This is a genomic window from Gemmobacter aquatilis (assembly GCF_900110025.1).
GTDB lineage: Bacteria > Pseudomonadota > Alphaproteobacteria > Rhodobacterales > Rhodobacteraceae > Gemmobacter > Gemmobacter aquatilis.
This window is the reverse complement of the sequence record NZ_FOCE01000005.1, coordinates 56,793-80,419: the sequence shown is the minus strand read 5'-3', so window position 1 is coordinate 80,419 and position 23,627 is coordinate 56,793. Positions and strand designations below refer to the sequence as shown.

The 23,627-nt window shown below is 64.9% G+C and carries 15 protein-coding genes; 10 read left to right on the top strand and 5 right to left on the bottom strand.

The features are described from left to right. The first annotated feature begins 22 nt into the window (after positions 1–22). Positions 23–3,493, top strand: a complete 3,471-nt coding sequence (mfd, locus tag BMX43_RS10300) for a transcription-repair coupling factor (protein ID WP_091301030.1) — start codon at positions 23–25, stop codon at positions 3,491–3,493. Between the two features lie 46 nt (positions 3,494–3,539). Here the strand turns inward: mfd and BMX43_RS10295 are convergent, their stop codons facing one another. The 4 genes from BMX43_RS10295 to BMX43_RS10280 form a co-directional block, all read right to left on the bottom strand. After that, positions 3,540–5,198 carry a calcium-binding protein gene (locus tag BMX43_RS10295; RefSeq protein WP_091301028.1) on the bottom strand — a complete coding sequence of 553 codons (1,659 nt, stop codon included), beginning with the start codon at positions 5,196–5,198 and terminating at the stop codon, positions 3,540–3,542. Between the two features lie 144 nt (positions 5,199–5,342). Further along, on the bottom strand, positions 5,343–6,542 hold the full coding sequence (locus BMX43_RS10290; RefSeq protein WP_091301026.1) for a multidrug effflux MFS transporter: 1,200 nt from the start codon (positions 6,540–6,542) through the stop codon (positions 5,343–5,345). Next, positions 6,539–7,177 (bottom strand): DsbA family oxidoreductase, encoded by a 639-nt coding sequence (locus BMX43_RS10285; RefSeq protein ID WP_091301024.1) that lies wholly within the window; start codon positions 7,175–7,177, stop codon positions 6,539–6,541. The genes BMX43_RS10290 and BMX43_RS10285 overlap by 4 nt, the downstream gene beginning before the upstream one ends. Continuing rightward, positions 7,174–8,691 (bottom strand): class I adenylate-forming enzyme family protein, encoded by a 1,518-nt coding sequence (locus BMX43_RS10280; RefSeq protein ID WP_091301022.1) that lies wholly within the window; start codon positions 8,689–8,691, stop codon positions 7,174–7,176. The genes BMX43_RS10285 and BMX43_RS10280 overlap by 4 nt, the downstream gene beginning before the upstream one ends. Positions 8,692–8,757: 66 nt before the next feature. Between BMX43_RS10280 and BMX43_RS10275 the strand changes: the two genes are divergently transcribed. From BMX43_RS10275 to BMX43_RS10265, 3 genes are all read left to right on the top strand, one after another. Beyond that, entirely contained in the window at positions 8,758–9,381 is a 624-nt protein-coding gene (locus BMX43_RS10275; protein WP_091301020.1) for a helix-turn-helix domain-containing protein, read from the top strand. A gap of 89 nt (positions 9,382–9,470) precedes the next feature. Beyond that, complete coding sequence (locus BMX43_RS10270) at positions 9,471–10,211, top strand: metallophosphoesterase family protein (RefSeq protein WP_091301018.1); 741 nt, start codon at positions 9,471–9,473, stop codon at positions 10,209–10,211. A gap of 2 nt (positions 10,212–10,213) precedes the next feature. After that, complete coding sequence (locus BMX43_RS10265; protein ID WP_091301017.1) at positions 10,214–11,629, top strand: bifunctional serine/threonine-protein kinase/universal stress protein; 1,416 nt, start codon at positions 10,214–10,216, stop codon at positions 11,627–11,629. Positions 11,630–11,645: 16 nt separating this feature from the next. On the opposite strand, the gene BMX43_RS10260 is transcribed toward BMX43_RS10265, so the two are convergent. Continuing rightward, positions 11,646–12,080, bottom strand: coding sequence for an RrF2 family transcriptional regulator (locus tag BMX43_RS10260; RefSeq protein WP_091301014.1), 435 nt, complete (start codon positions 12,078–12,080; stop codon positions 11,646–11,648). A 370-nt stretch (positions 12,081–12,450) separates the two neighbouring features. Between BMX43_RS10260 and BMX43_RS10255 the strand changes: the two genes are divergently transcribed. The 6 genes from BMX43_RS10255 to BMX43_RS10230 all read left to right on the top strand — a co-directional run bounded on the left by BMX43_RS10255 (position 12,451) and on the right by BMX43_RS10230 (position 23,618). Next, complete coding sequence (locus tag BMX43_RS10255; protein ID WP_091301012.1) at positions 12,451–14,838, top strand: glycogen/starch/alpha-glucan phosphorylase; 2,388 nt, start codon at positions 12,451–12,453, stop codon at positions 14,836–14,838. A 23-nt stretch (positions 14,839–14,861) separates the two neighbouring features. Further along, complete coding sequence (gene glgB, locus BMX43_RS10250) at positions 14,862–17,048, top strand: 1,4-alpha-glucan branching protein GlgB (RefSeq protein ID WP_091301010.1); 2,187 nt, start codon at positions 14,862–14,864, stop codon at positions 17,046–17,048. Positions 17,049–17,091: 43 nt separating this feature from the next. Next, complete coding sequence (glgC, locus tag BMX43_RS10245) at positions 17,092–18,363, top strand: glucose-1-phosphate adenylyltransferase (RefSeq protein ID WP_091301008.1); 1,272 nt, start codon at positions 17,092–17,094, stop codon at positions 18,361–18,363. Between the two features lie 83 nt (positions 18,364–18,446). After that, positions 18,447–19,871 (top strand): glycogen synthase GlgA, encoded by a 1,425-nt coding sequence (gene glgA, locus BMX43_RS10240; protein ID WP_091301448.1) that lies wholly within the window; start codon positions 18,447–18,449, stop codon positions 19,869–19,871. Continuing rightward, positions 19,868–21,979 (top strand): glycogen debranching protein GlgX, encoded by a 2,112-nt coding sequence (glgX, locus tag BMX43_RS10235; protein WP_281243124.1) that lies wholly within the window; start codon positions 19,868–19,870, stop codon positions 21,977–21,979. The genes glgA and glgX overlap by 4 nt, the downstream gene beginning before the upstream one ends. A gap of 7 nt (positions 21,980–21,986) precedes the next feature. After that, positions 21,987–23,618, top strand: a complete 1,632-nt coding sequence (locus BMX43_RS10230; RefSeq protein WP_091301006.1) for an alpha-D-glucose phosphate-specific phosphoglucomutase — start codon at positions 21,987–21,989, stop codon at positions 23,616–23,618. The last annotated feature ends 9 nt before the right edge of the window (positions 23,619–23,627 follow it).

Genomic DNA, 23,627 nt, shown 5'->3' with positions numbered 1-23,627 from the left:
CGGGACAGGTTAAATCACGGTCATGGCGGAACAAATAAAGATCATCCTCGGTGGTGCCCCCGAGGGCTATGACGCAAGGCTGCTGGCAAAAGAGCTTGCCCGCGGCAAGCCGGTCATCCACATCGCGCGCGACGACAAGCGGATGGAGGCGATGCGCACTGCGCTGGCCTTCATGGCGCCCGATGCGCTGGTGCTTGATTTCCCGGCCTGGGATTGCCTGCCCTATGACCGCGTGTCGCCCAACCCCGAGATTCTGGCGCGGCGCATGGCGACGCTGGCGGCGCTGGCGCATGGTGTGCCGGGGCCGTTCATCCTGCTGACCACGCTGAACGCCGCCACCCAGCGTGTGCCTGCACGCGCGGTTGTGGCGGGGGCCTCTTTCACCGCCCGGGTGGGCGACCGGGTGAATGAAGGCGCGCTGCGGCAGTTTCTGGCGCGAATGGGGTTCAGTCAGGTCACCACCGTCACCGAACCCGGCGATTTCGCCGTGCGGGGCGGCATCGTGGATATCTACCCGCCGGGCGATTCCGGCCCGGTGCGGCTCGATTTCTTCGGCGATGTGCTGGATGGCGCCCGCCGCTTTGACCCGGACACCCAGCGCACCACCGAAAAGCTGACGGCGATCGACTTTGCGCCCATGTCGGAAATCGTGCTGGACGAGGCGGCGATCACCCGCTTTCGCCAGACCTACCGGATCGAATTCGGCGCAGCCGTGTCGGATGATCCGCTGTACGAGGCGGTCAGCGCCGGGCGCAAGCATCAGGGGATGGAACACTGGCTGCCCTGGTTCCATGAGCAGATGGCGACGCTGTTCACCTATCTGCCCGATGCCGCCGTGATGCTGGACGATCAGGTGACCCCCGCGCGCCTGTCGCGCTGGGAGGGCATCGCCGATCAATACGAAGCGCGGCGCGAGCATCTGAACGCCAAGGGGCGGCTGGATACGGTTTACAAGCCTTGCCCGCCCCATGCGCTGTATCTGGATGATGGTGCGTTCGAGGCGGCGATTGCCGGGCATCGCGTGATCCAGCTTTCGCCGCTGCCGCAATCGCCGGGGCCGGGGGTTCTGGATGCCAGCGGCCGGTTGGGGCGCAATTTCGCGGCTGAACGGCAGGCGGAAAGCATCAGCCTGTTCGGCGCGCTGGCCGATCACATCCGCAAGCTGGCCGAGGATCGGCAGGTCGTCGTCGCCTCGTGGTCGGAAGGTGCGCGCGAGCGGCTGAAAGGGTTGATGGAGGATCAGGGCCTGCGCGCCACGCGCGAGATCCGCGATCTGCGTGAGGTGCCCGAGGGGCGCGGCGGCGTGTTTCTGGCGGTCTGGGCGCTGGAGGAAGGCTTTGTCGCGCCGGGGCTGGCGGTCATTTCCGAACAGGATGTGCTGGGCGACCGGCTGCTGTCCAAGCCACGCCGCAAGCGCAAGGCCGAGAACTTCCTGCAAGACATCGGCACGCTGTCGCCCGGCGATCTGGTGGTGCATGTCGAACATGGCGTTGGCCGCTTCATGGGGCTGGAAACCCTGCGCGTGCCGCTGCCGCCGTCCAACAAGCCCGGCCCGCCGCATGAATATGTGCATCTGGTCTATGCCGAGGATGCGAAACTTTACCTGCCGGTCGAAAACATCGAACTGCTCAGCCGTTATGGCCATGACGAGGGCCTGCTGGACCGGCTGGGCGGCGGGGCATGGCAGGCCAAGAAGGCCAAGCTCAAGGAACGCATCCGCGAGATTGCCGACCGGCTGATGCGCATCGCCGCCGAACGCCACCTGCGCCATGCGCCCATTCTGGAGGCACCCCACGCGATGTGGGAGGCCTTTGCCGCCCGCTTCCCCTATCAGGAAACCGACGATCAGTTGAACGCGATTGCCGATGTGGTGGCCGATCTGGAGGCGGGCAGCCCGATGGACCGGCTGATCGTCGGCGATGTGGGCTTTGGCAAGACCGAGGTTGCCATGCGCGCGGCCTTTGTCGCGGCGCTTGCCGGGATGCAGGTGGCGGTGATCTGCCCCACCACGCTGCTGGCGCGCCAGCATTACCGCAGCTTCGCCGAACGCTTCCGCGGCTTCCCGATCGAGGTGCGCCCGCTGTCGCGTTTCGTTTCGGCGAAAGAGGCGGCGGCGACGCGGGCCGGGCTGACGGATGGCACGGTGGATATCTGCGTGGGCACTCATGCGCTGCTGGCCAAGGCGATCAAGTTCAAGTCGTTGGGCCTGCTGGTGATCGACGAGGAACAGCATTTCGGCGTGTCGCACAAGGAACGCCTGAAAGAGATGCGCGCCGAGGTCCATGTGCTGACGCTGACGGCGACGCCGATCCCGCGCACGCTGCAACTGTCACTGACCGGGGTGCGCGACCTGTCGATCATCGCCACCCCGCCGGTGGACCGGCTGGCGATCCGCACCTATGTGTCGGAATTCGACACCGTGACGCTGCGCGAGGCGCTGCTGCGCGAACGCTATCGCGGCGGGCAAAGCTTCTTCGTGGTGCCGCGCCTGTCGGACCTGCCGGAGATCGAGGATTTCCTGAAAACCCATGTGCCGGAAGTGACCTATGTCATCGCCCATGGCCAGCTTGCCGCAGGCGATCTGGACGAGCGGATGAACGAGTTCTACGACGGCAAATATGACGTGCTGCTGGCCACCACCATCGTGGAAAGCGGGCTCGACATTCCCACCGCCAATACGATGATCGTGCACCGGGCCGACATGTTCGGCCTGTCCCAGCTTTACCAGATCCGGGGCCGGGTGGGCCGGGCCAAGACCCGCGCCTATTGTTATCTGACCACCAAGCCGCGCAGCCCGCTGACGCCGCAGGCGCAAAAGCGGCTGAAACTGCTGGCCAGCCTCGACAGCCTGGGCGCCGGGTTCAACCTTGCCTCGCATGACCTTGATCTGCGCGGCGCGGGCAATCTGCTGGGCGAAGAACAGTCAGGCCATATCAAGGAAGTCGGCTACGAACTGTATCAGTCGATGCTGGAAGAGACGATTGCCAAGATCAAATCCGGCGAGATCAGCGGTCTGGCCCCGGTGGATGACCAATGGGCGCCGCAGATCAATCTGGGCGTGCCGGTGCTGATCCCCGAAGATTTCGTGCCGGATCTGGATATCCGTCTTGGCCTGTATCGCCGCCTCAGCCAGCTTGCCACGAAAGTGGAGCTGGAGGGCTTTGCGGCGGAACTGATCGACCGTTTCGGACCGCTGCCGAAAGAGGTGAACACCCTGCTGCTGGTGGTGCGCACCAAGGCGATGTGCAAACGCGCGGGCATCTCGCGGCTGGATGCCGGGCCGAAGGGCGTGACGATCCAGTTCCACAACGACAAATTCGCCAATCCGGCGGGGCTGGTGGAATATCTGCAGGCGCAGAAGGGTGCCGCGCGGGTGAAGGACAACAAGATCATCCTAGCCGTGGATTGGCCGGCTGAGGGCGACCGGATCAAGGGCGCCTTCAGCGTGGCGCGCGATCTGGCGGAAAAGGTGCTGCGTCCCGGCGGCAAATGAAAAAGGCCCGGCAATCGCCGGGCCTTTTCGGTGTCTTGTGTCAGCCTCAGAAGAAGATCAGACCATCGCTCAGCGCCGACAGCTTGGTGTTGATCAGCGTCAGCGTATCGCCATTGTCGAAGGTCACGACCAGATCGTTGCCATCGACAACCGTATGGGCGCGCACTTCGGCGTAGGAGCTGACGCCATAGTCGAGGTCGATCGCGATCAGATCCACATCTTTGGTGAAATCGGTGATCGTGTCGCTGCCCGCGTTGAAATCAAGCACGAAAGTATCCGCGCCGGAGCTGCCGGTCAGGACGTCATCGCCATTGCCGCCGTTCAGTGTGTCAACGCCCGCACCACCGATCACGGTGTCGGCGTCATTGCCGCCGTGGATGCTGTCATTGCCAGCCGAACCGTTCATCGTATCGGTGCCTGCACCGCCGGTCATGCTGTCATCGCCCAGACCGCCGACCACCTTGTCGTTGCCGTCGTTTGCGTTCAGCGTGTCGTTGCCGCCATCGCCGTTCAGCACGTCGTTGCCGTCGTCGCCCTGCATCTGGTCCGCATCCGAACCGCCCGACAGCGTGTCGTCGCCGATCCCGCCGCTCATCGTGTCGGCGCCCGAGTCGCCCTTCAGCACGTCGTTGCCATCGTCGCCCGAAATGCTGTCATTGTTCGCACCACCCGACAGCGTATCGTTGCCAAGGCCGCCCGTGATCAGGTCGTTGCCTGCACCGCCCGAGGCCTTGTCAGCACCGTCGCCGCCGGTCAGGGTGTCATCCCCCGCAGCGCCATTCAGGCTGTCGTCGCCCGTGTTGCCGATCAGCACATCATTGCCGGTGCCGCCGGAAACGGTGTCGGCATCCGCGCCGCCATCAACGGCGTCATTGCCTGCGCCCGCGTCGATGAAATCGGCGCCCGCATCGCCGTCAATGCTGTCTGCGCCTTCAGCACCGCTGATGCGGTCTGCATCGTCGCCGCCCTGAATGATGTCATTGCCCAGCCCACCCGAGATCGTGTCGAGGCCAGCACCGCCCAGAATGGTGTCATTGCCCGCTTCGCCGTCCAGACGGTCATTGCCGCCCAGACCATTGACCGTGTCGGCACCGTCGCCGAGGTCGATCAGGTCTGCATTCTCGGTGCCGGTCACGCTGTCATTGCCCAGCCCGGTGTCGAGCGTTTTGGTCGTCCAGTCGTTGAACGACGCGTTGCCCACGATCAGATCGTGTTCCGTTTCCGAGTCGAACGAGGTCATCAGTTCCGGGCGCACGGCCTGGCCCGGCTTCATCGTCGTCGGCTCCCAGGTATCTACATCGGAACTGGCGAAGGAACCCGCGAGGAAAGCCTCATAGGCGGCGAGGTTTGCGAAGGCCGGAAGGGCATCACCTGCCATTTCGAAGAAGTAGTCCACCCCGCTCATGGTGACTTTCAGCATCAGCGTATACTTGTCGCCGGTGTCATCGCTCCAGCCGATCTGCGCGATCGAGGCTTGGGTATCCAGATTGACCTGCGTGCCATTGATGGTCAGCGCCGGGGCCGAGCCGGTGATGCCCGCAGCGGGCACGGTGATCGACGAGTAGTCGTTGATATTGGGCGCGTCCAGCGTGTATTTGAAGCTGAACGAGTCCGATGTGACGATGGTCATGGTGGTCGCGGCAACGGCAGACGGCGCGCCGCTGCTGTATGTGACCCGGAAGCCGGCGAGAGTTGTGGTGGTCATGTTCTGTCCTCTGTGTGCAAAAGAAGGTCGCGAAGTATCCCCAGCGTCGGGAATTAATCGTGATCCGAGGCAGAAATATGGAAATGGCATGGCCGGATGGGCCAATTTGCCAGAAACCTGTGGTCAGTGGCGAAAAAATCTACCCTAGCGTGCGGGAAGCCGTCGCATCAGGATCGCCCCCAGCAAAGCCAGCGCGGTGATACCCAGCGCAAGCGGTACGGGTGTCCCATCGAAGACAAGGCCCAGCGGTGTGGCGATCAGAGCGGCAACCACGGTGGCGATTGCTCCGGTGACCGAGGCCGCCATGCCTGCCACATGGCCCACCGGCTCCAGCGCCAGCGCGTTCAGATTGCCCAGCGTCAGCCCCGCCAGCATGAAGACAGAGACCGTCCAGCCGACGAACAGCGCGAAATACAGCGCCTCGGGCAGAAGGCCGCTGGCCGCCAGCAGCGCGAAACTGCCCGCCAGCCCGACCTGCACCTGAAGGGTGCGCATCACCAGAAAGCGCATCCCCAACCGCACCACCAGCGTAGCGTTGATGAAACTCGCGCTGCCCGCCAGCACGGCGATCAGCCCGAACCAGTAGGCGAAGTTGGCGCCTTGCCCGAAGGTTGCGTCAAAAATTGGCTGGGTGGAGGCGAGCATGGCATAAAGGCAGGCAAAGCACAGCGTCTGAACCATGGTGGCAATGCGCACCACCGGAATGGCCATCACCTGACGTATGGTCTGCCACAAGGGGCGCAGCGCGAGTGCGCGGCGCGCCTCGGGCGGCAGCGTCTCGGGCTGGCGCAGGCCGAGCCAGGCCATCATCAGCGCGGCAAAGCCGATGAAAGACAGAAAGATGCCGCGCCAGCCGAACCCTGCGATGATGAAACTGCCGATCAGCGGGGCAATCGCAGGCACCAGCGAAAAGATCGTCATGGCGAAACTGACCACCCGGGCCATCTCGCGGCCCTTGTATTGATCACGCACCAGCGCCAGCCCGACGATGCGTGGCGCGGCCGCCCCGATCCCCTGCAACAGCCGCGCCGCCAGCAGCGTGTCCAGCCCCGGCGCGACAGAGGCGAGGAAGGCCCCCGCACAATACAGCAGCGCGCCCCCCAGAATGACCGGCCTGCGCCCGAACGCATCCGACAACGGCCCCACGACCAGAGTGCCCGCCCCCATGCCGATGATGAAGAACATCACCACCAGTTGCGCCCGGTTGGGGGCCTGTGCCGAAAGCTCCTGCGCGATTTCGGGCAGCGCGGGCAGCATCGCGTCGATGGAGAAGGCGACGGTGGCGAACATCATCGCCACCAGTGCGGTGAATTCGGGCAGCGACAGCCGGGCGCGCGGGGTCATGCGCGGTCTGCGCCGGCAAGTTCTGCGATGACCTGGCCCCAAAGCTGCGGCGGCTGCGCGCCCGACAGCGCATATTGATCGGCGACGATGAAGGTCGGCACCGCCGAGATGCCCTTTTCGCGGGCATGGCGTTCGCGGGTGCGGATCACATCGACATCGGCATCGCTGACCAGCAGACGCGCCACGGCGCGCGGGTCCATGCCACATTCGCCCGCCAGTTCGGCCAGCACGGCACGGTTGCCGATATCGCGCCCCTCGCGCCAATAGGCGCGGAACAGCGCTGAAACGACTTGGCTCTGCTGCCCCTCCAGCCCGGCCCAATGGATCAGGCGATGGGCGTCAAAGGTGTTGGGCGTGGTCTTGATTGCCTCGAAATTGAACTCCGCCCCGGCCTCGCGCGCCAGTTCCTGCAGCCGCAGATGCGCGGCGACCGTCTGTTTCTGCGTGCCGAAGATGCGCAGCAGGTATTCGGCGCGGTCATAGCCTTCGGGCGGAGTTTGCGGCGACAGTTGAAACGGGTGCCATTCGATCACGAACGGATGGTCGGGATGCGTCTCCAGCGCGCGGTCGAGATTGGTCTTGCCAAGGTAGCACCAGGGGCAGACCGGATCAGAGAAGATGTCGAGGCGGATCATTCGGGTCTCCATGCCGCGGCAAGGGCGCGGCGGTTGAGTTTGCCATTGGCATTGCGCGGCAGGGCATCCAGCCGCTGCCAGAGGCGGGGCTGGCGATAGCGGGCCAGTCGGCTTGCGGCAAAGGTGGCCAGCGTATCGGCGTCCAGCGGTTCGGTTGCGGTATAGAAACAGGCGATGACGGTGGTGCCGGGCTTCACCGCCACCTCGGCCACCGCGAAATCCTGCGCACCGGGCAGGCCGGCCAGCGCTGCCTCCACCTCCAGCGGGGACACGCGGTAACCGCCGGGGTTCATCTGGTCATCGGCGCGCCCCAGATAGCGGATCGCGCCATCGGCCCGCATTTCCACCTGATCGCCAGTCAGGAACCAGCCGTCGCGAAATCGGGCGGCTGTTTCCGCAGGATCGTTCAGGTATTCCAGCATCAACCCCGGGTCATCCCGCCAGACAGCCAGCGTTCCGGCCTGCCCGCGTGGCACAGGGCCATTGTCGCCCAGCACGGCAATCCGGCGCCCCGGTTGGGCAAAGCCGGTGCAGCCTTCGGGCGCGGGCCGATCCGGGCTGCCCGAGATGAAGGTGGAACATTCCGACATGCCCAACGCCTCGTGTAGATCGGTGCCGGTGCGGGCCTGCCAGTCCTGCCGCAGCGCGGGTGACAGGCTTTCGCCCGCGCTCAGTCCATGGCGCAGGCGCGGCAGGGCGGGCAGGGTGCCGCGCAGCATCTGGCGGATCACGCCGGGGGCGGCGGCAAAGATCGTCGCATCGAACCGTTTCAGCAGCAGGGGCAACTGGTCCGGCGTCACGCCTGCGCCGGGGATCAGCGCGGTGGCGCCTACCGTCCAGGGGTCCATCAACCCGGTGCCCAGCGTATAGGTCCAGTTGAAGGCCCCGGCGTGCAGCAGCCGGTCAGCCTCGCCCAAGCCCTCCCACCCGCTGTGCATCATCCGCCGCGCCCAGATCGCGCGATGGGCATGCAGCACTGCCTGCGGGCGCCCCGAAGTGCCGGAGGTGAACACTGCATAGGCCGGACGGTCCGGGGTGCCCATATGCCAGTCGCAAGGCGGCAGGTCTGCCATGGCGTGCAGCTGCGCGGCTGGAAGCACCGGGCATGCAGTGCCCTCGGGCAGTGCGATCCCGTCGGCGGCGATGATCAGCGCCGGGGCGATGCGGGCCGCCGTGGCGGTGATCTCGGGCACCGTCAGTTGCGTCGAGGTGGGCACCGGCACCAGACCGGCGGTGATGGCGCCCAGAAAGGCCACCGGAAAATCCGGCGTATTGCCCAGCCGCAGCAGCACCCGGTCGCCGGGCACCAGCCCCAGCGCCAGCAAACCGCTGCCCGCCCCGCGCACCGCTGCGATCAGCCGCCCATAACTCCACCGTTCGGCGCCGGTAGGGCGCACGATCTGCAGCGCCAGCTTGTCAGGCAGCGCCGCCCCGCGCGCCAGAACATGGGCGGCAAGGTTGAATGGCGCAGGGCAGGGCGCATCTGGCGCCCCCGGATCACTTATGGACAGCATTTCGTCTTGCTAGACCTGCGGCGCAGACGTTGCAAGGCGCGCGGCCCTGCCGTAATGCACAGGGGTATGAGCACACCGGAACAGCCCTCCATCCTGCGTATCGCCCGCGAAGCGGGCATCGAGACGGCGGTCGAGCCGCTGAACCTTGGCTCACGCGTGCGCGAATTGCGCAAGGCCAAGGGCTGGACGCTGGAACAGGCGGCCACACAGGCGGGGCTGGCCCGCTCCACCCTGTCGAAAATCGAGAACGGCCAGATGTCGCCCACCTACGAGGCGCTGAAGAAACTGGCCGAAGGGCTGGCGATTTCGGTGCCGCAGCTTTTCACCCCGCCATCAAAGGCGCAGGTGAACGGGCGGCTTGCGGTCACGCAATCGGGGCAGGGGCAGGCCCATGCCACCGCGACCTATGAGCACGAGTTGCTGGCGGGCAGCCTGCGCGGCAAGCAGATGCTTCCCTACCGCGCCACGATCCGCGCCCATGACATTGCCGAATTCGACGGCTGGGTGCGCCATGATGGCGAAGAATTTCTCTATGTGCTGACCGGCGTCATCCGGCTGTATACCGAGTTCTATGCGCCAGTCGATCTGCGCCGCGGCGACAGCGCCTATTACGATGCCTCGATGGGCCATAACGTGATCAGCCTGAGCGAGGATGACGCCACCATCCTCTGGGTCACCTCGCTGGCCTGAGGGGCGGGACGATGCGTCGCAGCTGCGCGTGATTGTCGCAGGGGATGCAACCCCCTAGGCTGCGCAAGCCAATCGGGGGGAGCGGCAGGATGCGAATTGCGATTCTGACAGATATTCACGCGAACCGAGAGGCATTTGCCGCCGTTCTGGCAGATGTAGACCAGCGCAAGGTGCAACAGATTGTGCTGTTGGGCGATATCGTGGGCTATGGGCCGGACCCGGAATGGTGCTGCGCCCGCGCCATGCAGCTTGCCGGGGCCGGGGCGCTGGTGGTGCAGGGCAACCACGATGCGGCGGTCGCAAAGCCCGACACCTCGATGAACATCACCGCCCGGCGCGCGATGGACTGGACGCGCCCGCGCCTGTCGCCGGGGCAGGTGGCCTTCCTGTCTGGCCTGCCAATGACCCACCGCATCGGCGACCTCCTGTTCGTCCATGCCAGCGCCAATGATCCGCAGGACTGGATCTATGTCACCTCGGCGCAGCGGGCCATGCCTTCGTTCCGGGTCTGTCAGGATCGGGTGATCTTTTGCGGCCATGTGCATGTGCCCCGTCTCATCAGTTGCGACATCAACAACCGCGTGGCGGAACAGCCGATCCCGATGGGCAACCCTGTGCCGCTGATCCGGTCGCGCCGCTGGCTGGCGGTGGTGGGGGCGGTGGGGCAGCCGCGCGACGGGCGGCCGCAGGCGGGCTATGCCGTGATGGATACCGTGCGCAACGAGCTGAGCTTCATGCGCGTGCCTTATGACACTGCCACCACCGTGGCGAAACTGCGCGCGGCGGGGCTGCCCGAAAGCCTTGCCATGCGCCTGCAATCCGGAGCCTGACCATGAGAACCAGACCGCAGACCGGGATGGAAATTGACGGCTTCACGCTGGGCGAAAAGCTGCACGAGGGCGGCTTTGCCACCATCTGGGACGTGACCCACGCGCTGTATCGCACGCCGCTGGTGATGAAGGTGCCGAAAATCATGGATGGTGACGATGGGCCGACCATTGTCGGGTTCGAGGTCGAACAGATGATCCTGCCGCGCCTGACCGGCGTGCATGTGCCGCGCGTGGTTGGCGTCGGCGATTTCACCGCCATGCCCTATATCGTGACCGAACGCATCCCCGGCGACTCGATGCTGAAGCTGTTTCTTGACGCGCCAAGCCCGTTGTCAGAGGTGATCGAACTGGGCGCCCGCATGGCCGCCGCTGTGCATGACCTGCATCGCCAGCATGTGATCCATCTGGATCTGAAGCCCGAGAACTTCCTGCAACGCCCGACGGGCGAGATGGTGCTGGTCGATTACGGCCTGTCGCGCCATGACCAGATCCCCGATCTGCTGGCGGAAGAATTCACCATTCCGATGGGCACCTTTCCCTATATCGCGCCGGAACAGTATCTGCGCTCGCGCATTGATCCGCGCAGCGACATCTTTGCGCTGGGGGCGATGCTGTATCAGTTGGCGACCGGCAAATACCCGTTTGGCAAGCCCGAAAAGCTGCGCGGTGTGAAAAAGCGGCTGTGGCGCGATCCGGTGCCGCCGCGCGCGCTGGTGCCGGACTTGCCGGAGTGGCTGCAGGAAATCATCCTGCGCGCGCTGGAGGTCGATCCTGCCCGCCGCTATCAAACTGCCGCGCAGATGATGTTCGATCTGACGCATCCGACGCAGGTCAAGCTGACCGACCGCGCCGCAAAGCTGCAACAAGACGGTTTCGGCACCGTGTTCCGCCGCTGGCGCAAGATGCGGCGCGTCAAGGGCTTTGCCGCGCCTGCTTCGGTGCAATCGCAGATCAGCCGGGCGCCGATCATGCTGGTCGCCGTCGATCTGTCACACGAGATGGAGCGCCTTGCCGACCAGTTGCGCCTGAACGTGCAGCGGATGCTGGTGACCGAACCGGATATGCGCGTGGCCTGCGTCAATGTCATCAAGACCCACCGCATGGCGATCGACAACGTTTTGGATGACGAGGGCAACCACATGCATGTCTCGCGCCTTGTCGGGCTGAAACACTGGGCCGAGGGGATTGATCTGGGCGAGGACCGGCTGACCTATACGGTATTGGAAAATACCGATCCGGCGGCGGCGATCATCGACTATGCGCGCCACAACCATGTGGACCACATCCTGATGGGCGCGCGCGGCCATTCGACGACACGGCGCTATCTGGGGTCGGTGTCCAGTCAGGTGGTGGCGGAATCGCATTGCAGCGTGACGGTGATCCGCCTGCGCGAAACCGAGGACAGCGCGGCGGCCTGACGGGCCGCCCTCCACGTCAGGCGACCTTCAGCAGGCCTTCCAACTCGCAATTACCCTGCACCATGTCCACCAGCGACAGCTTGTCGAGCGTGGCATAGAACGCCTCCACCGCCTCAGCCAACGCGCATTTCAGGCGGCAGCAGCCGACCAGCGGGCAAGAGTTTTCTCCGCCCGCGAAACATTCGGTAAAGGGCAATCCGCTTTCAAAGGTGCGGAACACATCGCCGACACCGATGTTTTCGGGCGCCCGCCCCAGCATCAGTCCGCCCGCACGCCCGCGCACCGTATGCAGAAACCCTTTCTGCGCCAGCAGATGGATCACCTGCGCCAGATGGTTTTCCGAGGCATTGCAGGCCAGCGCCACCTCTTGCTTGCGCACGACGCGCCCAGGGTTCACTGCACAGAACATCAAGGTCCGCATGGCAAGATTTGTGCGTGTCGTCAGGCGCATCCCCAGGCTCCTCTGTCCCTCACGTCTTGCACCCTAGCGGCGGCGCTGCCCTGACGACATGATCCAGATCATGTCTTTGGGACTCGGCCTTTTTGCCTGCCGCCCGGCCCTTGGCCTCTGCTTCGAATCGATCCATCTGCGGGTTTGGCGGGCGCCGCCGCGAAACACCGGAAAAACAAAGAAAAACCGGGTTGCCCGACAAAATGATTGCGCTAACATGACGGGAAGGTGTATGTGCTGCCTGAAAAAGCAGCATGTGATTGTCTGTGGGGATGCACCCGCCCCGGTTGCCTTGCCCATCGCTGCGCGCCACCGCTTACTTGCCACGAGGGCCGGATCAGTGCCGGTTGTTGAGAGATAGGATCCCGACGTGACAGACCTGACCGCACCCAAGCTCAAGGCCGAAATCCTGCGCCACCTCACCTACACGCTGGGCAAGGATGCGGCCCATGCCAGCATCTATGACTGGCGCATGGCGCTGAGCTACGCGATCCGCGATCAGATCATGGGGCCGTGGTTCGCCTCCACCCGCAAGACCTGGGATACCGGGCACAAGCGGGTTTACTATCTGTCGATGGAATTTCTGATCGGGCGCCTGCTGGAAGATGCCACGATCAACCTCGGCCTGCGCGACATCGCCGAAAAGGCCATGGCGCAACTGGGGCAGGACTTCCGCGAGATCGTGGAAGACGAACCTGATGCGGCATTGGGCAATGGCGGGCTGGGCCGGCTGGCCGCCTGTTTCATGGAAAGCATGGCGACGCTGGGCTGCCCGGCCTATGGCTATGGCATCCGCTATGAACACGGCCTGTTCCGCCAGCGGTTCGAGGATGGGCGGCAGGTCGAAACCCCGGAAGACTGGCTGAAAGAGCGCAACCCGTGGGAGTTTGACCGACCGGAGGCCAGCTATACCGTGGCCTTCAAGGGCCATGTCGAACACCGCTTCGGGCGCGATATCTGGGTGCCGGGCGAAACCGTGCTGGCCGAGGCGCATGACACCCCGGTGATCGGCTGGCAGGGGCGCTGGGGCAACACGCTGCGGCTCTGGGCCGCCCGTCCCACCACCATGTTCGATCTGGAACGGTTCAACCGGGGTGACTATGCCGCCGCCGCTGAACCCGAGGCGCTGGCCCGCACGCTGAGCCGGGTGCTGTATCCCGATGACACGACCTATCAGGGCAAGGAGTTGCGGCTGAAACAGGAATATTTCCTGACCTCCGCCGCGCTGCAAGACATCCTGCGCCGCTTCACCACCGGTGGCCATGCGATCACCGATCTGCCCAAGCACGTCGCCATCCAGATGAACGACACCCATCCCGCGATTGCCGGGCCGGAGCTGATCCGCCTGCTGGTCGATGATCACGGGCTGGATTTCGAAACCGCGCTGGATACCGCGCGCGCCTGTCTGGGCTATACCAACCACACCCTGCTGCCCGAGGCGCTGGAACGTTGGGCCACCTTCACCTTCGGCAATGTGCTGCCGCGCCACATGCAGATCGTCGAACGCATCGACGCCTGGCACAAGGCGAAATACCCGACGCGCCCGCATTATGTGGGCATCGTGAAGCATCAGGAAGTGCGGATGGGCGAGTTGGCCTTCATCATGGCACACAAGGTGAACGGTGTTTCGGCGCTACACTCCGAACTGGTGAAGAAGAACCTGTTCCCCGAACTCAACGCCCTGCATCCCGACCGGATCGTGAACCAGACCAATGGCGTGACCCCGCGCCGCTGGCTGAAGATGAGCAACCGCCCGCTGTCGGCGCTGATCACCAAGACCATCGGCGAAGGCTGGGAGGCCGACCTGGACCGCCTGCGCGAGCTGGAGCCGCATATCAAGAAGAAGACCTTCCTCAAGGCCTTTGGCGCCGCCAAGCGCGAAAACAAGGTGGCGACGGCGGCATGGATCGCGGAACATTGCGGCGTCACCGTCTCGCCCGATGCGCTGTTCGATGTGCAGATCAAGCGCATCCACGAATACAAGCGCCAGCTGCTGAACATCCTTGAAACCATCGCGCGCTGGCACGCGATCCGCCAGAATCCCGATGCCGACTGGGTGCCCCGCGTCAAGATCTTCGGCGGCAAATCGGCGCCGGGCTATTTCGTGGCGAAAGAGATCATCCACCTGATCAACGATGTGGCCAAGGTGGCGAACCATGATCCCGTGGTGGGCGACCGGCTGAAAGTGGTCTATCCGGCCAATTACAACGTCTCGATGGCCGAACATCTGGTGCCTGCCGCCGATCTGTCGGAACAGATCTCCACCGCCGGGAAAGAAGCGTCCGGCACCGGCAACATGAAGTTCATGATCAACGGCGCGCCCACCATCGGCACGCTGGACGGGGCGAATGTGGAAATCCTGCAAGAGGTCGGGGCCGAGAATTTCTTCCTGTTCGGGCTGACGGCGGAACAGGTGGTCAAGCGCCGCGAAGACCCCGAACATTCCCGCCATGCCATCGAGGCCAGTCAGGAGTTGCAGGACGTGCTGCAGATGATCGCCGAGGGCCTGTTCTCGCCCGAGGATCCGGGCCGCTATCACGCGCTGGTGCACCGTGTCTGGCACCATGACTATTTCCTCGTCGCGTCGGATTTTGCATCCTACCTTACGGCACAGGCCGAGGTCGACCGCGCCTATGCCGACCGCAACCGCTGGCTGGCCATGGCGGCGATGAACACCGCACGCTCGGGCTTCTTTTCTTCGGACCGCACGATCCGAAGCTACATGGCCGATATCTGGTCCGTGCAATCCGCGCTCTGATCGGGCGCAGGCAGGAGGAAGACATGTCCGATGCTCGGGGAGGGGGCGTCTGGATCGACGGGGGGGCGGCGCGCGCAATCGTGTCCGGCTCTCATGGCGATCCGTTCGCGGTGCTGGGGCTGCATGAACAGGCGGGGCGTTTCGTGCTGCGCGTCTTCCAGCCGGGGGCGGACCGGGTCTGGGCGCTGACGCCTGACCCCGTGCCGCTGGAGCCGCTGGGCGATGGCCTGTTCGCTGGCGCCTTGCCGGGCCGCATCGCTTACCGTCTGCGTGCCGAAGGCAGCGGGGCTGCGTGGGATTGGGATGACCCGTTCCGCTTTGGCCCCGTTCTGGGCGAGATGGACGAATACCTGCTGGGCGAGGGCACGCATAAACGGCTGTGGCAGGTGTTGGGCGCGCATGTGATCACCCATGAGGGTGTGGCGGGCACACATTTCGCCGTCTGGGCGCCCAATGCCGAACGGGTTTCGGTGGTGGGCGATTTCAACATGTGGGACGGGCGCCGCCACCCGATGCGCAAGCGTGGCCCGACCGGCGTCTGGGAAACCTTCATCCCCGGTCAGGGCGAAGGCTGCGTCTACAAATACGAAATCCGCGGGCCGGGTGGTGTGCTTCTGCCGTTGAAGGCCGATCCGGTGGGCTTCGGGTCGGAACACGCCCCGAAAAACGCCTCGGTGGTGCGGCGGATCGACGGGGCGGTGTGGCAGGATGACGGCTGGATGGCTGACCGTGCCGGGCGCCATACCGTCGATGCGCCGATCTCGGTTTACGAGGTGCATCTGGGCTCGTGGCGCCGCGCGCCGGGCGACCGGATGCTCAGCTATCTGGAACTGGCGGACCAACTGGTCGATTACGCCGCCGACATGGGCTTTACCCATATCGAGCTGCTGCCGGTGTCGGAATATCCGTTTGACGGCAGTTGGGGCTATCAGCCGGTGGGCCTGTTCGCCCCCACGATCCGCCACGGCACCCCGCCCGAGTTTCGCGCCATGGTGGACGCGGCGCATCGCAAGGGGCTGGGCGTGATCCTCGACTGGGTGCCGGGGCATTTCCCCACCGATCCGCATGGGCTGGGCCAGTTCGATGGCACGGCGCTGTATGAACACGCCGACCCGCGCGAAGGCTTCCATCAGGACTGGAACACCCTGATCTACAATTACGGCCGGACCGAGGTGCAGAATTACCTCGTCTCCAACGCCCTGTATTGGCTGGAAGAATACCATGTGGACGGGCTGCGCGTCGATGCCGTGGCCTCGATGCTCTATCGCGACTATTCGCGCAGCGCGGGCGAATGGATCCCCAACAAGGATGGCGGGCGCGAGAATTACGAGGCGATTGCCGTGTTGCAACGCACCAATGTCATCGCTTACGGCGAATGCCCCGGCGTGATGACGATTGCCGAGGAAAGCACCGCCTTCCCCGGCGTGTCGCGCCCGGTGAGCTGGGGGGGGCTGGGCTTCGGCTTCAAGTGGAACATGGGCTGGATGAATGACACCCTGTCCTACATGCAGCGCGACCCGCTGTTCCGCCGCTATCATCACCACCAGATGACCTTCGGCCTGCATTATGCCTGGTCAGAAAACTACCTGCTGCCGATCAGCCATGACGAGGTGGTGCATGGCAAGGGTTCGATGCTGGCCAAGATGCCGGGTGATGGCGATCAGAAATTCGCCAATCTGCGCGCCTATTACGGTTTCATGTGGGGGCATCCGGGCAAGAAGCTGCTGTTCATGGGCTGCGAATTTGCGCAGGGGCACGAGTGGAACTACCAGCAAAGCCTCGACTGGCACCTGCTGGACCTGCCGCAACATGCCGGGATGCAGCGGCTGATCCGCGATCTGAACACGCTCTACCGTGCCACGCCCGCGCTGCATGTGAACGACAGCCGCCCCGAAGGGTTCGAATGGCTGGAGGCGAATGATGCCGAAGGCTCCACCTATGCCTGGCTGCGCAAGGGGGGCTCAGGCGATGCCATGGTGGCGGTGGCGGTGAACATGACCCCGGTCGAACGGCGGCTGCGCATCGGCCTGCCGGTGGCGGGGCAATGGGACGAGGTGATGAATACCGATGCCGCGCTCTATGGCGGCGGCAATCGCGGCAACATGGGCGGCGTGACAGCCGAACCGACGCCGTGGCACGGCCAGACCCATTCGGCCATGATCACCCTGCCACCACTGGCGGCGGTGTTCCTGCGGCAAGCAAAGATTTGACGTAAAGGTTTGAGGCGGCGCAGCCGTCCGGAGGGAGGAGAACATGAAAGCAAGACCGAACCAGAGGCTCTCGTCGCAGGCCATGGCCTTCGTGCTGGCCGGGGGGCGCGGCTCGCGCCTCAAGGAGTTGACCGACCGCCGCGCCAAACCCGCCGTCTATTTCGGCGGCAAGACGCGGATCATCGACTTCGCGCTGTCCAATGCGGTGAATTCGGGCATCCGCAAGATGGCGATCGCCACGCAGTACAAGGCGCACAGCCTGATCCGCCACATGCAGCGCGGCTGGAACTTCTTCCGGGCGGAACGCAACGAATATCTCGACATCCTGCCCGCCTCGCAGCGGGTGGACGAGACGAAATGGTATCTGGGCACCGCCGATGCGGTGACGCAGAACATCGACATCGTGGACAGCTACGGGGTGAAATACATCATCATCCTGGCCGGTGATCACATCTACAAGATGGATTACGAGATCATGCTGATGCAGCACGCTGCCACCGGCGCCGATGTGACCATCGGCTGTCTGACCGTGCCGAAGGAAGAAGCCTCGGCCTTTGGCGTGATGCATGTGGATTCCACTGGGCGCATCACCGATTTTCTGGAAAAACCCGCCGTTCCGCCGACCATTCCGGGCGATCCGGCCAATTCGCTGGCCTCGATGGGGATCTATGTCTTCGACTGGGCCTTCCTGCGCGATCTGCTGATCCGCGATGCCGAAGACCCCAATTCCAGCCATGATTTCGGCAATGACATCATCCCGCAGATCGTGAAACACGGCAAGGCGATGGCGCATCGCTTCGCCGAAAGCTGCGTGACAAGCGGTCTGGAGGACGAACCCTATTGGCGCGACGTGGGCACGATCGATGCCTTCTGGCAGGCCAATATCGACCTGACGGAATTCGTACCGAAGCTGGATCTTTACGACAACAGCTGGCCGATCTGGACCTATGCCGAACTGGTGCCGCCTGCGAAATTCATCCATGACGAGGACGGGCGACGCGGCTCGGCGATCTCGTCGCTGATTTCGGGCGATTGCATCGTATCCGGCTCCGAGGTGCGCAATTCGCTGCTGTTCACCGGCGGGCGGACGCACAGTTATGCGGCGCTGGATCATGTGGTGGCGCTGCCTTACGTCGATGTCGGGCGCTATGCGGACCTGAGCCGCTGCGTGATTGACCGTGGCGTGCGGATCCCGGAAAAGCTGGTGGTGGGTCAGGATCCGGTGGAAGATGCCAAGTGGTTCCGCTGCAGCGAAGGCGGCATCGTGTTGATCACGCAGGATATGCTGGATGCGCGCGCGCGCGCGCTGGGCTGAGGCGGATTGGCTGGGGGCGACCTGCCCCCAGACCCCGTCGCGGGTATTTGGACAAAGAAGAAGGCAGGGGCGGTGGCATGGAAATGAAGCGGGTTCTGTCGGTGGCGTCGGAATGCGTGCCGCTGGTGAAAACCGGCGGGCTGGCCGATGTGGTGGGCGCGCTGCCTGCGGCGCTGGCCGCGCAGGGCTGGCAGATGCGGGTGCTGATCCCGGCCTATCGCCCGTTGCGCGCGCAGATCGCCGATTGGCCCGAGGTTTTCGCCGAGGAGGATCTGTTCGGCGGTCGTGGCGCGGTGAAGGCCGGTGATGTGGCGGGGGTGCCCATGCTGCTGCTGGATGCGCCGCATCTGTATGACCGTGAGGGCGGGCCCTACAACTCGGGCGGGGTGGATTGGCCCGACAATCCGCAGCGCTTTGCCGCGCTGTCCTGGATCGCGGCACGCATCGCGCGCGAGGGGCTGGCCGATGGCTGGCGCCCGCAGGTGCTGCACGCGCATGACTGGCAGGCGGGCTATGCGCCGACCTATCTGGCTTTTGGCGGCCCGCGCGATGTCGCCACGGTGATGACCATCCACAACATCGCCTTTCAGGGCTGGGCCGATGCGCCGATGCTGGGCACGCTGCGCCTGCCCGCGCATGAGTTTCACCCGGCCTCGCTCGAATACTATGGCGGGCTGTCCAGCCTGAAGGCCGGGCTGGTGACCGCCGACAAGATCACGACCGTATCCCCCAGCTATGCAGCCGAGCTGATGCGGCCGGAATTCGGCATGGGGCTGGAAGGGGTGATTGCCGCGCGGGCGGCGGATGTGCAGGGCATCCTGAACGGGGTGGACGAAGGTGTCTGGTCGCCCGAGGCCGAAGCCGTGCCCTATACCAGCCGCCGGATGAAGGGCAAGGCCGCCAACCGCGCTGCCCTGTGCGAGGAATTCGGGCTGGACGTGCCGGGGCCGCTGGCCATCGTGGTCAGCCGGATGACCGATCAGAAGGGCATCGACTTGTTGCCGCAGGTGCTGCCCGATTTCATTGCGGGCGGCGGCGGTCTGGCGATCCTCGGCTCCGGCGATCCGGCGCTGGAGTCGGCGATGCTGGATCTGGTGCGCCGCTATCCGGGCCGGGTGGCGCTGCGGCTGGGCTATGACGAGGCGCTGAGCCACCGCATGTTCGCGGGCGGTGATGCGGTTCTGGTGCCCTCGCGGTTCGAACCCTGCGGCCTGACCCAGCTTTACGGGCTGCGCTATGGCACGGTGCCGGTGGTGGCGGCGGTGGGCGGTCTGGCCGATACCGTGATCCACGCCAACCCGGCGGCACTGGCGGCGGATGTGGCGACCGGCATCACCTTCCACCCGACCGACGCGCCCGCCTTCGCGCAGGCACTGCGCCAACTGCTGGCCCTGCACGCGCAGCCCGCCGTCTGGGCGCGGCTGGTACGCCACGCCATGGCGCAGCCGGTGGGGTGGGAGGGATCCGCCGCAGCCTATGCGCAGCTTTACGACGGTATCCTGCGGTGAGAACCGGGGCTGCCCCCTCTGACCCGCCGCGCGAAACCGGCCATGCGATCACCGCCGGGCGCCCTTGGCCGATGGGCGCCAGTTTTGACGGCGACGGGGTGAATTTCGCCGTGTTTTCCGCCCATGCGGAACGGGTGGAACTGTGCCTGTTCTCGCAGGACGGGCGGCGCGAATTGTGCCGCCTGCCCCTGCGCGAACGCGATGGCGACATCTGGCATATCCATGTGGGGGGCCTGCCGCCCGGCACGATCTACGGCTACCGGGTGCATGGCCCCTATGTTCCCGAACAGGGGCACCGCTTCAACCCCAACAAGCTGCTGCTGGACCCTTACGCCCGCGCGCTTTCGGGGCGGCTGAAATGGTCGGATGCGGTGATGGGCTACAAGGTGGGCAGCCCGCGCACCGACATGAGCTTTGACACCCGCGACAGTGCCTTTGCCGTGCCGAAATCGGTGGTGGTGGACCCCAGCTTTCACTGGGGCCCCGACCGACCGCCGCGCCGCAGCCTGAACGAGACGGTGATCTACGAAGCGCACCCAAAGGGCCTGACCGCCCAGCATCCGGGGGTGGAAAAGGGGCTGCGCGGCAGTTACCTCGGCCTCGCTTCCGATGCGGTGCTGGATCATCTGGTGAAACTGGGCATCACCGCTGTCGAGCTTTTGCCGGTGCAGGCCTTTGTCGATGACCGTTTCCTGATCGCCAAGGGCCTGCGCAACTACTGGGGCTATCAGACCATCGGCTTCTTCGCCCCCGAACCCCGCTACATGACGCGCGGCGAGATCTGGGAGTTTCAGACCATGGTGCGCCGCTTCCACGGCGCCGGGATCGAGGTGATCCTGGATGTGGTCTACAACCATTCCGGCGAGGGCGACGAACTTGGCCCGACGCTGTCCTTCCGGGGGCTGGACAATCGCAGCTATTACCGGCTGCGCGAGGGCGGGCGCTATTACGTCAACGATACCGGCACTGGCAATACGCTGAACCTGACGCATCCGATGGTGCTGCGCATGGTGATGGATTCCTTACGCTACTGGGTCGAGGAGATGCATGTCGATGGCTTCCGCTTCGATCTTGCCTCGGTGCTGGGGCGCGAGGCGCAGGGGTTTGACCCGAATGGCGGATTCTTCGATGCAATCCGGCAAGACCCGGTGCTGGCCCATGTGAAACTGATCGCCGAACCCTGGGATATCGGGCCGGGCGGTTATCAGCTTGGCGCCTTTCCGCATCCGTTTCTGGAATGGAACGACCGCTTCCGCGACGGCCTGCGCCGGTATTGGCGCGGCGATGCCGGGCTGGCACCCGATCTGGCCAAGCGCCTGCTGGGCAGTTCGGAACGCTTCGATCATGCCGGGCGCGCCGCTACCTCATCGGTGAATTTCATCACCGCGCATGACGGGTTCACGCTGCAGGATCTGGTCAGCTTCACCATGAAGCACAATCTGGCCAATGGTGAAGACAACCGCGATGGCCACAGCGACAACCATTCCGACAATTTCGGGGTGGAAGGGGCAAGCGAGTTGCCGCCGGTGAAAGCCGCGCGCGCGCTGCGCAAACGCAATCTGCTGGCGACGCTGATGCTCAGCCAGGGCACGCCGATGTTGCTGGCGGGCGACGAGATCGGCAACAGCCAGCGCGGCAACAACAACGCCTATGCGCAGGATAACGAGATCGGCTGGGTGAACTGGGCCAACCCTGATGCCGGGCTGACTGCCTTTGTCGCAAGGCTGATCGCGTTGCGGCAGGCCCATCCGGTACTGCGTCAGCGCCGCTTTCTGCATGGCAAGACTCGCGCCTTTGACGGGCTGCCCGATGTGATCTGGCGCCGCGCCGATGGGGGCACCCCGCGCCCCGAGGATTGGCACGACCACGCCTTCCGCTGTCTCTGTGTCGAACTGCGCATGGCGGCCGAGGCTGAAGACCCGCATCGGGACGCAATCTTCGCCGTGTTCAATGCCGGTGCGGCGCAGCCTCTGGTGCTGCCCGACACGGCACCCGGCTGGCGACTGCTGCTCGATACCACCCGCCCCGAGGCGCCCGAACAGCCCGCATCGCCGGGGCTTGAGGTGCCCGCCCATTCCGTGCTTGTCTTCGCATCCGTTCACTCCTGAGGGCCCCATGACCGCTCTGACCATTGCCACCCAACCGATTGCCGGGCAAAAACCCGGAACCTCTGGCCTGCGCAAGAAGACCCCGGTCTTCATGGGGCCGCATTATTTGCAGAATTTCGTGCAGGCGATCTTCGATGCTATTGGTGGTGCTGCGGGCAAGACCTTTGTCCTTGGCGGCGACGGGCGCTATTTCAACGACAGCGCGGCGCAGATCATCCTGAAGATGGCCGCCGCCAACGGGGCTTCGCGCGTCATCGTCGGGCAGGGGGCGGTTTTGTCAACTCCGGCGGCCAGCCACTTGATCCGGCTCAATAAAACCGATGGCGGCATCATCATGTCGGCCAGCCACAACCCCGGCGGCCCCGAGGAAGATTTCGGGGTGAAGTTCAATATGGGCAATGGCGGCCCGGCGCCCGAGGCGGTGACGGATGCCATGTATGCGATCACCCAGACGATAGCCGAATACCGCATCTCGGATGCGCCCGACATTGACCTGAACGCGGTGGGGCGCGTCACCCTCGACGGGATGGTGGTCGATGTGGTGGACAGCGTCACCGATTACGCCGCGCTGATGGAAACCCTGTTCGATTTCCCGGCGATCCGCGCCATGTTCGCGGGCGGCTTTCGGATGCGCTTTGATGCGATGTGCGCCGTAACTGGCCCCTATGGCACGGAAATTCTGGAAAACCGCCTGGGCGCAGCCCCCGGCACGGTGACCCATGGCACCCCCTTGCCGGATTTCGGCGGGATGCATCCCGACCCGAACCCGACCTGGGCGCATGAGCTGATGGCCGAGATGTTCGGCGCCGATGCCCCTGATTTCGGCGCGGCCTCGGATGGGGACGGCGACCGCAATATGGTGGTGGGGCGCGGCATCTATGTCAGCCCGTCAGACAGCCTTGCCGTGCTGGCCGCCAATGCGCATCTGGCGCCGGGCTATGCCCGCGGTCTGGCGGGTGTCGCGCGCTCGATGCCGACCTCTGCCGCGGCGGACCGGGTGGCGGATGCGCTGGGGATCGGCAAATATGAAACGCCGACCGGCTGGAAGTTCTTCGGCAATCTGCTGGATGCCGGAAAGGCCACGCTGTGTGGTGAAGAAAGCTTCGGCACCGGATCGGATCATGTGCGCGAGAAAGACGGGCTTTGGGCGGTGCTGCTCTGGCTCAACATCCTCGCCGTGCGGCAGCAGACCGTGGCACAGATCCTGGCCGAACACTGGGCGCAATTCGGGCGCAACTATTACAGCCGCCATGATTTCGAGGCGATCGCCACCGACAAGGCCGATGCTATGGTGGCGGCCCTGCGCGCCTCGCTTACCACCCTGCCGGGGCGCGAGATCGAGGGGATGCAGATCGAAGCCGCCGATGATTTCGCCTATACCGATCCGGTCGATGGCTCCACCAGCGCCAGACAGGGCGTGCGCATCCTGTTCGCCGACGGCTCTCGCATCGTGATGCGGCTGTCGGGCACCGGCACTGAAGGCGCCACGCTGCGAGTTTATCTGGAACGCTATGCCCCCGGCCCCGAGGGGCTGGACCGCGATCCGCAAGAGGCGCTGGCCCCGGTGATCCGCGCTGCCCATGCGCTGGCTGACATTGCGGGCTTCACCGGACGCACCACGCCGGACGTGATCACCTGACGCCAGCGT